We start from the raw sequence: 12553 nt of genomic DNA, 5'->3' as shown, positions 1-12553 counted from the left end.
GATTTTTAAAACTATCAACTTTTAAGATTTTTAATCCATACATAAATAGAATTCAACAAGCACAGTAAAGCACATGACTTGTTTTTTCAGACCTAAAAAATGTTTTTTTAAAGACATTTTTCCTGTTCATTTTTCTCTTTGTTGGTCAATATCTTTTATATAAAGCTATTTTTTTGTAGTTTAAATCAGCTATATTTACGGTAAATTAATAAAAAACGGAGGTGTTAATGCAAACAATCGTTGGTAAAAAGTTGAAAAGCAACATCAATTAAAATGACTCTAACTAAAAAAAGTAAATTTAACATTATAGCTATACTTCTTTTGCTATTATGTTTCCAACATATAAATTCCCAAATAACTTTAAACAATAATGTTGGAACAACACTAATTAAGACCGATATGTTCTCCTGCAAGGAAGAAGAAACTTGGGGTAAAGTCTTTAAACTATCTGATTTTGGCATAACACCAAATGAACAATTTGTTATAAAGTCTGGACAAATTGGAATTGCACAATCAGATATTGGTTCAGAACTATATTTTTCGGTTTATGTTGTTGATGAACGGTTCCCTGATATTTATAATTCGTACTTAGAAAAGCCTTTACTTGGATCCAGTGGTACCGTGGCTACCAAAGCTATTAATGGTAATCCAGAAATTGTGCAAGTAGATTTTTATCAGCCTATTATTGTTCCGGCTGGCGTTGAAAAAATATTAGTGGTTGTAGGCAAAATAAGTAATTATATAAATTATTTAACACCTGAAGTTTTTGTGGCTGGAACGATAGATGATCGTGGAGAATCATGGTATAAAGGTTGCAATGAAAACCAACTTTTAGAACCAACAACAGATTTGAATATCCCTGTACCTAATGCTAATTTTTACATAACAGTAACGGGTGAAACTCTCAACCCTAATAGTTTGGACTCAGTAACTCGATTATCTCATAACGTTTGTGATGATTTAGTAAAAACAGATATGTATGGTTGTTATGGACAAACTTTTTATTGGGCTAGAGATTTTTACTTGAAAGATTTTGGGATATCTCCCAAAGAGGAATATACAATAACTTCAGGTCAGGTCGCGGTTAATGGTGCTGATTGGGGAGCTACGGTAAAATTTAATATTTACAAAATCGATGCTAATTTCCCAGTTTCTTTTTCAGAAACAGATCTTATTGGTAGTAGTCAAGTAATCAACCTTCCTCCAACTTTAAGTAGAGAGTCTCAAATAAAACAAATAGATTTTAATACAGCGGTAAAAGTTCCAGCTGGTGTTGAAAGAATATTAGTAGAAGTAGAAAAAGGTAGCAATCCCGATTTAGGAGGTGGATCAACCGTTGCTTTTGTTGCTGGATCTGTACAAGACACAGATGTTTCTTGGTTTAGAGGATGTAACCGCTCACCTAATATTGGATATAATCAATACTTTTCTACTGATGATGATGGAATTTTAGATGCCAATTTCTATATAAATGTAACTGGAAATGTAAAAAACGTATCTAATAACTTCGAAATGAATTTTTCTAATATCTGCTCTGAATTTTTAAAAGAATTTAGTGTTGATGATGCATCAAAAGTAGCTTCAATTGTATGGAATTTTGGAGATATTGCCTCTGGAGTAAATAATTTATCTACAGATCTATCTCCTTTTCACGATTTTTCAATTGATGGAAAATTCACAGTAACAGCCACCGTAACTGGAAAAGATGGTACAGTGGAAGTTTTAACCGAAATAATAGATGTTAAAGAACCACCAAAAGCCTACGGAATCACTAATGTATCAGCATGCGAAAGCGTAGCAGGTTCAGGTATTTCAAAATCTTTTGATCTTTCTATGGTTACCGAACAGGTTTTAGGCGGACAAACGGATAAAGAGATAACTTTTATAGATGGAAAAGGAAATAAATACAAATCATTACCAAATCCTTTTACCAACACTGTTAAAGATAGAGAATCAATAACAGTGCGGGTTAGTCAAAGAAACAATCTTTGCTGCTATTCAGAAACTACTTTTGATTTAATCGTAAATCCAATACCTAATATAGCCGCAATATCTGACTTGGTTGTATGTGATAATGATACCGATGGGTTTGGACAATTTAACTTAAAGCCTATAGAAACTTTGATTATTGGCAGTGCAGCGAATAAAAAAGTAGAATTTTATCATCAAAATGGACAGAAAATTATAGCTTCATTAAATGCAATTTCTAATCTAGTTATAAATCAAGAAATGATAACAGTTAAAGTTATAAATACTGATAGTAACTGTTTTACTGAATCAACTTTCAATTTAATTGTTAGCATTTTGCCAAAAGCAAATCCTTTACAAGAGATTATTGGTTGTGATGATAACAATGATGGAATCTCAGAATATTTTGATACATCAAATGTGGCATCTGATGTTTTGGGAAATCAAATAGGAATGCTGCTAAATTACTACGATAGTAATGGAAATCAACTTCCAAACCCTTTACCAAATCCTTATACAAACTCGATCCCAAATAGAGAGACAATTACTGTTAGAGTTACTAACCCTCGAACAAATTGTTATACAGAAACATTATTACGCTTAGTAACATCTATTAAACCAATAATTAATCAACCAAAAACGATATATGCTTGTAATCAAGGTGACGGGTTTTCTTTTTTCGATACATCAGATATTGAAAATCAAATAATTACTAACAAATCTGCTTATATAATCTCATACAAAGACGAAAATGGAAATATACTTCCAAGTCCTTTGCCTTTAAATTATCAAAATACAATTGCTTGGAACCAAAGAATAATTGTAAGGGTAGAAAATCGATCTAATCCTCTATGTTTCTCTGAAACAAGTTTTCAATTAATTGTAAATGAGTTACCTGAAATTAATTTAAATAAAGAATACAATTTATGCGATTTAGAAATTTCTTTAAAAATCGCAACTAATCCGTCTTTCGATAGTTGGGAATGGAGATATGAGGATAATACTATTGTTTCTAATTCGTTTGAAGTGAATTTAGAACGGGCTGGAAAGTACACACTAAGAGTTGCGAAAATAAGTAATGGATTGAGTTGCGAAAACTCATTTTCATTTACTTTGGTTCGATCAACTTTACCCAAGATTGTCGAGGTTAAAATTCAAGATATTTCGCAAAATAATCTTATTGAAATTAAAACCTCTGGCGATGGTGATTTTGAATATTCTATTGACGGAATTAACTATCAAAAGAACAATACCTTTAACAACCTTTCAGGAGGAATCTATGAGGTTCAAGTAAGAGATAAAAAAGGTTGTGGTTTTGATAAAAAGGAGATTATTTTAATAGATTACCCCAAATTTTTTACTCCTAATGATGATGGGTATAATGATTATTGGCATATCCAAGGGATAGAAAAGTTTCCAGAATCAATTACATATATATATGATCGCTACGGGAAATTTGTGAAGAAATTAACCTTTAAGGATTTTGGATGGGATGGTACTTTAAATGGAGAACAAGTATTTTCATCAGATTATTGGTTTACGGTTGAAATAGGAAACGGAAGAAATTTTAAGGGTCATTTTTCCCTAAAAAGATAAAACAATGTTTTTACAAACTTGAAAAATGGAACGTCGACAATTAATGAGTCAAAAAGATTTCTCAAAATTGATAATTGGATTTCTCCAATTAAATTTTCCCGAGTTTACGAGGACTATTAAATATCAAGATGATGATTCATTTGATTGTTATTTGAAAAGTGAATCCGGAATATTTTCAATTTGGATTGCAACATATAATTCTGAAATTACAATTGGAATTGAAGACCCAAAAGGAGAAACCAGTATTCATTCACATATAAATTGTGACCAAATTGAGGATTTTAGTTCCTGTACTGTAGAAGTCAAATCATATATAGAAAATATCAAAACTGACAAATTGATCCTATATCAAGATAAAGAAGGGAAATATGATTGGATAGAATCATCGATGTTTGAAGATATAAATGGTAGCAAAAAGTTTTATTGGAGAGAATAATAATAACATATTACCAAAATTAGATAAATCAAAATTGATTTAAAATTTTGACGATTTCACAAATCCAATCAAAGTAATTATTCCAGTCTCTAATTTACAGCAACTAGCTACAAAAAAATCCCGTCGCGGTTACCGGACGGGATTTTAAAATTCTTATTGCATTGGTTTAGCTTTTACTCCACTCTGCAATACTATCTTTATTCATTTTTACGTAATCTTGGTTTTTGGCTACTTCTGCCGCTGCTAATGATACTTTTGCAGTTTCAATAGCACCTTTTTTATCACCTAATTTCGCTTGAATTAACGATTTTAGTCTGTTATACCAAAATGGTTTTTCTTTCGTCATGTCTAATGCTTTGTTCACATATTCTAACGCTTTGTTCGCATCGCCATTAGATTGAAACAAAAACTGAGAAGCAGAGAAATAATCTCCCGCAGCTGGACCAGCCAAAACTTTATTGATGTTAGCTGTTGCTTTTTGTTGCGTTGGTACTTCAAATTTTACTGCTGCATATGAGTTTTCCCAGTACATTTCAAGAAATGCAAAATTGTTGTCGATATTGCTCAAACCAATTGTAAAAGTCTCTACTTTTTTGTTTAAAGTCTCTGGTTTTACTGTAGTTCTCAAAGCAACATTTTCTTCTTTCCACTCTGCTGGATTTCCCCAGTTGTCTGTTGTTTTGTAAAAAATCACTTCCCAGCTTTCGATTTTTGGAACAGTAAACAAAGAGTAAGTCCCTTTTTTTAACGTTTGACCATCGATAACTACATCGTCACCAAAAGAAACAGTTGTATTTTCATTTGCTCCCGTTCTCCAAACTTTTCCAAACGGAATTAAGTTTCCAAAAACGACGCGACCTCTAGCGCTTGGTCTAGAATACACAATCTCTACATCAGTTAAACCTACTGATTGTGATAAAGTTGCTTTTGGACTTGATTGTGGTGTTTTTAATTGTGCCTCAGCACTTAAACCGCTAACAATTAAAGCTAGCGCAAGGATTATTTTTTTCATTGTTTTTTAATTTTTTTGTTGCCCAAATTTACAAATTCAAGACCCGTCAAATGTTAAAAATTTCTTAATTTCAAATCTATTTGCTGAACGGTTTGAAAACTCAACTCTTTAAAATCTTGGACAATGACATCGGCCAAAGCCAAGTCTTGTGCTTCAGAATGCAAACTGTTGTACCCAATACAAAGTAATCCGGCCGCCTTTGCAGCTTTCACGCCATTGGTACTATCTTCAATAACAATACAATTTTCTTTTGGAGCAATTGATAAACTAGCAGCATGCTCAAAAATAGCTGGATGTGGTTTTGATTTTGGGAAATCCTCGCCACTAACTACATGAGTAAAATAATCATGCAGTTTAAACCGACTAAATACACGTTCGATCGTTACTTTTGAAGCTGACGAAGCCAAAATCAATTGCATTCCATTAGCAAACAAATCTTTTATTAATTTTTCTACTCCGGGCAACAATTCTAAATCACTTTTGGTATCAAAAGCATCATTAAAAATGGTACGCTTGCGCTGAATCAAATCTTCAACTTCTTGGTCAATTACAAAAAGTTCTTTTAATTTTTGAAATGTATTACGCGTTGAAAATCCTGTAAATGAGGTATACATTTCTTCGGTTACAGCAATATTCAACTCCTCAAATTGTTTGAAATAAGCATAGCGGTGTACCGGCTCTGTATCAACGATTACGCCATCCATATCAAAAATTACTGTTTGAATCATTTTAAATTATGAGTTATGAATTATGAGTTATGAATTAATTAAAACTGAATAAAGAAATAAAAAAGTCAATGCTATTTTTTAATCAAATAACGAATCACCGTTTCAGCAGCATACAACCCAAACAAACCTGGCATATAACTGTTGGTTCCGTAAAATGACTTTTTAAAATTAGAACCGTCAGTCATTCTTAAACTAGATTCGTCTTGAATTTCAGAAGAGAAAACAACTTTTAATTTGTCTATTTTGGCTTCTTTTAAGCGTCTGCGAATGGTTTTGGCAAAAAAACAATTCACAGTATTACTAATATCAGTAACCTTTACTTTCGATGCTTCCATTTTTCCGCCTGCGCCCATGCTGCTAATAATTTTAACTCTTTTGCGTTTGGCAGCGATAATCAAGTTTAGTTTTGGAGTTACACTATCAATGCAATCTAAAACATAATCAAAATCAGGCGTAACAATTTCAAAAGCACGCTCTGGCGACAAAAATTCTTGCACTCGCGTTAGTTGTAATTCGGGGTTGATGTCCTGCAAACGGTCTCCTACAACTGTAATTTTTGGTTGTCCTACTGTAGAGTGTAAAGCTGGCAATTGCCTGTTGATATTGGTAATATCTACCACATCACCATCAACAATTGTCATTTTACCCACACCTGCCCTAGCTAAAAATTCAGCAGCAAATGAGCCTACACCGCCCAATCCTACCACGAGTACGTTTGCATTTTGTAAATTAGTCAGACCTTCTTTTTTAAATAAAAGTTCTGCTCTCTCTGTCCATTCTGCCATTCTATTCTGTTTTAAGTTGAAAAGTTTTTGAAATTAAAAATTATGTTTTAGGTCCAAAAACGGTATTAAAATTCGTTTGTATTTGTGTTTGTATGGCTGCAACTGTTGTGTTTTTATAACGTGCAGCGAGTTCGTAAACGGCCTCAATTCCTTCTTCGACGGTGTCCGTTTCTAGGAAAAAACGATCGTTGGGGATACTTGCAAAAACCTCTTCCAATCCAGGGTTGCGCAGTAAATATTTCCCAAATGAGATGTAAAAGCCATTGTCAAGCAGTTGCCATGCTACCGCTTTATTTTTTGAAAAACCATGTATGATCAAAGGCACGCTAATTTGCAGCTTCTTTTTGATGACAACAACCTCCTGAAAAGCAGCTACACAATGAATAATTACGGGCTTGTTGTACTCTTGAGCAAGCAACAATTGCGTTTCAAAAACTTGCTGTTGCAAGGGTAATGGAATTTCGATGCGTTTATCAAGTCCGCACTCACCTACTGCCCAACAATTGGGTTGGCTCATGCTCCTTTGTATGATATCAAAATCTGCAGCAAGACGCGTTTCATTAATGTACCAAGGATGAATGCCAATTGAGTACTGCGGTATGGCGTCATTCATTTCCTGCGGATATTGATTAACCAACTCTACAATATGCGCTTGCTTGCTCCAAAGGTGTGTATGTGCATTAAAAAACTCCATTAATCGTGAAATTTTTTAACGCCAGCTTTGATAGCAACGTCCAAATCATTTTCTAAAGGCACTATTGGGCAAGAATATTTTGAATTGTAGGCGCAATACGGATTGTAAGCGGTATTAAAATCAATCGCTATTTTTTTCCCTTTTGGAATCTTTAAATCAACATAACGACCGCCAATGTAAGTTTCACGACCCGATGTACGATCAGAAAAAGGTAAAAACAAATAGTCTTTGTATTTTGCTTGTTTAGCAAGTTCCAAATTGCGGTATACGTTTAGCTTTAATTTTTTGCCTTCCAATTCAAAATGCAATTCGCCATACTTAATATATAAAGGTTGTCTGCTTGTGGTGGTTTTCATGGCAAAAGGAACTGCATTTTCTGTTTTTAGCAAAGTCGCAATTACAAAAAAAGAGGCATTGGCCGGAAAAAAATCAAGCGATTTGAACTTAGCTCGATCCTCTGTTGTAAGCGGACTCGTGGTTGCATCAGCAAATTCGGTATTCATTTTTTTTTGAAACTGAGCTACAGCTGTCGCCTGATATGACTTTTGAGCGAATGCAAAAGTAGACGTCCAAAAAAACAGAAAAGTGAAAAGTGTTTTCAATGGTTTGATTTTGATGCAAAAATAGTGTAAAAGTTAGAATACCACAACGAAAAGTAACTAGTAGAAATGACTACCGAAGACCGAAACCCTAGCCCAGATAGCAGCGGAAATCCTTTTATTTTTTTTCTTTAAAAAAATAAAAGATTGTAGCGAATAGCTGGAAAAAGCTCCTGAAAAACATCGTAAATTTGCAACTCACAATTCTAGGCTATGCTGCAAACTGCTTTTACACGCTACATCAATAATTTTAGAGGATTTACCAGAGAAGTTTGGATTTTGACGCTAATCACCTTCATCAACAGGGCCGGCACGATGGTTTTGCCGTTTTTATCAAAATATTTAAAAGAGGATTTACAATTTTCGTACGAGCAAGTGGGCTGGATTATGGTCGCTTTCGGCTTTGGTTCGATGTTAGGTTCTTGGTTAGGCGGAAAATTATCAGACAAAATTGGTTTTTACAAAATCATGGTTTTCAGCTTATTTACCAGTGGATTACTACTATTTGCGGTACAATACGTGCGTACTTTTTGGGGACTGTGTTTAAGTATGTTTTGCATTATGACGGTTGCGGATATGTTTAGACCTGCCATGTTTGTATCGCTCGCCACCTACGCAAAGCCCGAAAACCGAACCAGAGCGCTCACTTTGGTGCGATTGGCCGTAAATTTAGGTTTCACCGCAGGACCAGCGCTGGGCGGATTAATCATTATGAATTTGGGCTACAGCGGACTTTTTTGGGTTGATGGTAGCTCTTGTATTATCTCGATTTTGATTTTTTGGTTGCTCGTGAAAGAGCGCAAAAAACCAGCAGATTTGGAAACTGAACAGGCCGAAACTGATTTGCCAACTTCGGTTTTTAAAGATCAAATTTTTTGGATATTTCTGTTTGTGTGTTTTGTCACTGCAGTACTATTTTTTCAACTTTTCACCACTTTACCGTTGTACCACAACGAAAAATTTGGCCTGACCGAGTTTCAAAGTGGTTTGTTACTATCTTTAAACGGCTTGCTCATTTTCTTTCTCGAAATGCCTATTGTAAGCTACAGTCAGCGTAAAAACATTGACAAACTCAAAATTATTTTGTGGGGTTCCTTACTTATGGCGCTAAGTTTTTATGTGTTATTGATTCATTTTTGGGCAGGAATTCTAGTTGTAAGTATTCTATTTATCACGTTTGGCGAAATGTTTATTTTTCCATTTTCCAACTCTTTTGCCTTGAGTCGCGCTCCGAAAGGTCATGAAGGACGATACATGGCACTTTTTACCATGAGTTTTAGTTTGGCGCACATTGCGAGTTCTAAAACGGGACTCGAAATTATTGCCTCTTATGGTTATCAAGCCAATTGGTTTTTTATGGGTACTTTAGGAATCTTGGCCGTTGCAGGTTGCGTTTGGGTGCAAAAAATGGTTCAGAAAGAAAAAACAACTGTAAAATAAAATCATTTTAAAAATTGGGGCGTGCCCCCATAACAGCAAAGGGGCTACTCATAATTATTTAGAGTAGCCCCTTTGCTGTTATGGCGTCGGGCTATCTGCACCGCTGCGGCGGTTTGCTCCTATCCCTCACGCAAACCCGTTTACAGAAACCTAATTACATTTATAAAAACGTTTTCAATTTCAAAACACTTCTAAAAAAAAGTATTCACTTTAATTACAAGCATTTAAACACAAAAAAAGAACCAAAAACTAAAAATTTAGTTAAATAACTATAAACATAGTTTGTAAACTAGAAATATAGTTGTACGTTTGAATCAAATAAAAATATCATGCAAAAGCTCACTAACAAAGAAGAAGAAATCATGCACATTGTCTGGAAGCTACAAAAAGCTTTCGTGAAAGACATTTTGAATGAAATTACCGAAGACCAACCGCATTACAATACATTATCAACCATAGTTCGTAATCTTGAAGAAAAAGGATATGTATCTCACAACGCCTACGGAAATTCGCATCAGTATTTCCCAACGGTGAGCCTCGAAGAATACCGCAAGCGTTTTATGCATACCGCAATTGACACGTTTTTTAATAGCTCCTATAAAAATATGGTTTCCCATTTTGCACAAGAAGAAAAAATTTCGGCAGCTGAATTGCGTGAAATTTTAAACATGATTGAGCAACAAGAACAAAACAGCTAGTCGTTTACCCACTATTTCCTAAAACCAAAAATAAAAATGGAACCACTTCAACTCTACTTTATTAAAGCCAGCTGCCTACTAGCATTGTTTTTTGCCGTGTATTACGTTTTGCTGCGCAAAGAGACATTTTTTACCGGAAATCGTTGGTTTTTATTAGTAGGTTTAGTGACTTCGGCGGTATTTCCGTTGCTTACTTACACGGAAATTATTTGGGTTGACCCCAATCCAAACCCTATTGATTGGTCAAATCTTCCGGTGCGCGACTACAAAACCGAAGCTCCTCCCACAATTAATTGGTGGCTTATTAGCAGTATTTGCTATGGTTTAGGAGTTTTATATTTTTTAGGAACGTTTATTCTAGACATATACAAACTTCAGCGAATTCTAAAAATGCAAGTCTCAGAAACAATAAACGGTTTCACTTTTGTAAATACAACTGAAAACACAGCGCCTTTCTCCTTTTTTAAAACAATAGTCTACAATTCATCACTGTACAGCGTTAATGAACTCAATAATATAATTGCTCACGAAAAAGTTCACAGCGCCCAATATCACTCGGCTGACGTATTATTGAGTCGCATTTTTTGTATTGTTTTTTGGTTTAATCCGCTTATGTGGCTTTACAAAAAAGCGATGGTGCAAAATTTAGAATTCATTGCAGATCATCATGCCATCCAAAAAACAGCTAACAAAAAAGAATACCAATTCACACTTTTAAAAATTACAACACACCAAAATTGTGTTGCGCTTACCAATCCTTTTTATCAATCATTAATCAAAAAACGAATCGTTATGTTAAACAAAAATCAATCAAAAAAATGGAATTCTTGGAAATACGCCACAGTTGTTCCTGCCTTAGTCGCCTTTTTTGCACTATTTCAAATTGAAGTAGTTGCACAAGAAAAAACTAGTACGACAACTAGTTCAAGTACCCCAACCCAAAGTAACAATGCAGTGATTGTTGCAGACACTGTGAAAAAAGGTAAAACAAGCGAGGTGATTTCAAAAAATCTTCCAGAGTTAAATGATAACAATGTCAGTATTTTCATTAATGGCAAAAAAGTAACTAAAAAAGATTTAGACAGCACCAATCCTGATGATATTGCAAATGTCAATGTATCAAAAGACAATAATAAATCTGTTATTGAAATTTTTACAAAAAAAGAATTCTCGGCACAAAACGGAGCAACAACTTTTACTTCCAATACTTTAAACCTAGACCGTGTAGACCCTTCTAATTTGAATAATACTTCAAATCCGAAAACAGTAACTGTTATTAAGCAAATTACAACAGAAAAAAATGGTATCCCGGAAGATACTGAGGTATATGTCAATGGCAAACGTGTGAGTGCCCTAGAAGCGGAAAGTTTATTACCTAACACAATCACCAGCGTAAATGTTACTAAGGATGAACAGGGAAAAAGAAACTCAATCCGAATTATTACCAAAAATTACATCGGCGAAAATGGAAGCGTAATTGAACGCCCTCAGCCACCAGTGCCTCCAGTAGCGCCAAAGTTTAATTTCAAGACCCCAAAAGCGCCTATTTTTCCAACTGCACCAAAAGCACCATCAGGAGTTCGTAACTACAAAAACGAAAAAGAATGGGCTGATTTTGATAAAAAAATGAAAGCCTTTGATAAAAAAATGGAAGCCATGGAACCTCAAATTAAAGCTTTTGAAAAAAAAATGGAGGAATTTGAAAAACAAATGAAACCTTTTAACGAGGAAATGGAAGAGTTCGAAAAGAAAATGAAAGACTTTGAAAAAGCAATGGAAACCTTCGAAGCAAAACAAAAGAAGAATAATTAATTGATATACAAAGACAGTCTCAATCCAAGACTGTCTTTTTTTATACCTTTGCCTCAAAAAAATAACAGATGTACAAAGTTTTAGCTCAAATCAATAAAATAGTGTTACCAAGTCTCACCAAACGTGGAACAGACATCTCTAAAGCCAAAAAATGGCAACTTGCTCTATTGGCCTACCGTTATTATGTAACTTCGCGTGCGTTGCGCTAATATGTTAACACCGCAAAAGTGTCGTAGTTTTTAATTTTATCGCGACCATTTAAAAAGGACAACTCCATTAAAAAATTGCACTGCACCACCACACCACCTAAACGTTCTACTAATTCACATACGGCTGCTGCAGTCCCACCAGTAGCCAAAACATCATCATGAATAAGCACGCGATCGCCTTTTTTGATAGCATCAATGTGAATTTCTAACGAATCGGTGCCATATTCAAGTGCATACGTAGCCGAAATTGTTTCATAAGGCAACTTTTTAGGCTTTCGCACCGGAACAAAACCCACATTTAATTGTTGAGCCAGCAACGTTCCGAAAAAGAAACCCCTACTTTCAACACCAATTACGGTTGTAATTTGCAAATCTTTTACAGCATTAACCAGTTCTTCAAGGCATTTTTGTGTTGCTTGAGGATCTAAAAGCAGCGGAGTGATATCTTTAAACACAATTTCTTTTTTAGGAAAACCCTGAATATCACGGATGTAATTTTTTAAGTTCATTTTTTTTTATTTTTTTACATTTTTACGCTTGCAAATTACACATTTATGCCTATATTTGCACCCGCAA

Annotated in this window: 12 protein-coding genes; 6 read left to right on the top strand and 6 right to left on the bottom strand. The window is 34.4% G+C overall.

Annotated elements, in window-relative coordinates; all coding sequences use genetic code 11:
• Nucleotides 1–273: 273 nt before the first annotated feature.
• On the top strand, nt 274–3564 hold the full coding sequence (locus tag G9Q29_RS05600; protein WP_225872891.1) for a T9SS type B sorting domain-containing protein: 3291 nt from the start codon (nt 274–276) through the stop codon (nt 3562–3564).
• A 25-nt stretch (nt 3565–3589) separates the two neighbouring features.
• The gene (locus tag G9Q29_RS05595; RefSeq protein ID WP_166134169.1) at nt 3590–4000 is read left to right on the top strand and encodes a hypothetical protein; all 411 of its coding nucleotides are present in this window, start codon (nt 3590–3592) and stop codon (nt 3998–4000) included.
• A 166-nt stretch (nt 4001–4166) separates the two neighbouring features.
• Here the strand turns inward: G9Q29_RS05595 and G9Q29_RS05590 are convergent, their stop codons facing one another.
• The 5 genes from G9Q29_RS05590 to G9Q29_RS05570 all read right to left on the bottom strand — a co-directional run bounded on the left by G9Q29_RS05590 (nt 4167) and on the right by G9Q29_RS05570 (nt 7722).
• Nucleotides 4167–5012 (bottom strand): DUF2911 domain-containing protein, encoded by an 846-nt coding sequence (locus G9Q29_RS05590; protein ID WP_166134167.1) that lies wholly within the window; start codon nt 5010–5012, stop codon nt 4167–4169.
• Between the two features lie 53 nt (nt 5013–5065).
• Nucleotides 5066–5740, bottom strand: coding sequence for an HAD family hydrolase (locus G9Q29_RS05585; protein WP_166134165.1), 675 nt, complete (start codon nt 5738–5740; stop codon nt 5066–5068).
• Between the two features lie 71 nt (nt 5741–5811).
• On the bottom strand, nt 5812–6525 hold the full coding sequence (locus tag G9Q29_RS05580; RefSeq protein WP_166134163.1) for a tRNA threonylcarbamoyladenosine dehydratase: 714 nt from the start codon (nt 6523–6525) through the stop codon (nt 5812–5814).
• A gap of 40 nt (nt 6526–6565) precedes the next feature.
• Nucleotides 6566–7219 carry a TatD family hydrolase gene (locus tag G9Q29_RS05575; protein ID WP_166134161.1) on the bottom strand — a complete coding sequence of 218 codons (654 nt, stop codon included), beginning with the start codon at nt 7217–7219 and terminating at the stop codon, nt 6566–6568.
• Nucleotides 7219–7722 (bottom strand): DUF1684 domain-containing protein, encoded by a 504-nt coding sequence (locus tag G9Q29_RS05570; protein WP_166134159.1) that lies wholly within the window; start codon nt 7720–7722, stop codon nt 7219–7221. The genes G9Q29_RS05575 and G9Q29_RS05570 overlap by 1 nt, the downstream gene beginning before the upstream one ends.
• Nucleotides 7723–8031: 309 nt before the next feature.
• Between G9Q29_RS05570 and G9Q29_RS05565 the strand changes: the two genes are divergently transcribed.
• From G9Q29_RS05565 to G9Q29_RS05550, 4 genes are all read left to right on the top strand, one after another.
• On the top strand, nt 8032–9258 hold the full coding sequence (locus G9Q29_RS05565) for an MDR family MFS transporter (protein ID WP_166134157.1): 1227 nt from the start codon (nt 8032–8034) through the stop codon (nt 9256–9258).
• Between the two features lie 329 nt (nt 9259–9587).
• The gene (locus tag G9Q29_RS05560) at nt 9588–9956 is read left to right on the top strand and encodes a BlaI/MecI/CopY family transcriptional regulator (RefSeq protein ID WP_166134155.1); all 369 of its coding nucleotides are present in this window, start codon (nt 9588–9590) and stop codon (nt 9954–9956) included.
• Between the two features lie 36 nt (nt 9957–9992).
• The gene (locus tag G9Q29_RS05555) at nt 9993–11768 is read left to right on the top strand and encodes a M56 family metallopeptidase (RefSeq protein WP_166134153.1); all 1776 of its coding nucleotides are present in this window, start codon (nt 9993–9995) and stop codon (nt 11766–11768) included.
• 68 nt (nt 11769–11836) lie between these two features.
• Entirely contained in the window at nt 11837–11977 is a 141-nt protein-coding gene (locus G9Q29_RS05550; protein WP_166134151.1) for an SsrA-binding protein, read from the top strand.
• Here the strand turns inward: G9Q29_RS05550 and G9Q29_RS05545 are convergent.
• Nucleotides 11974–12486 carry an adenine phosphoribosyltransferase gene (locus G9Q29_RS05545; protein WP_166134149.1) on the bottom strand — a complete coding sequence of 171 codons (513 nt, stop codon included), beginning with the start codon at nt 12484–12486 and terminating at the stop codon, nt 11974–11976. The genes G9Q29_RS05550 and G9Q29_RS05545 overlap by 4 nt on opposite strands.
• Nucleotides 12487–12553: the final 67 nt, after the last annotated feature.

Origin of the sequence: Flavobacterium turcicum (genome assembly GCF_011365745.1) — a bacterium.
Taxonomy (GTDB): domain Bacteria; phylum Bacteroidota; class Bacteroidia; order Flavobacteriales; family Flavobacteriaceae; genus Flavobacterium; species Flavobacterium turcicum.
This window is presented reverse-complemented; position numbering and strand designations above follow the sequence as displayed.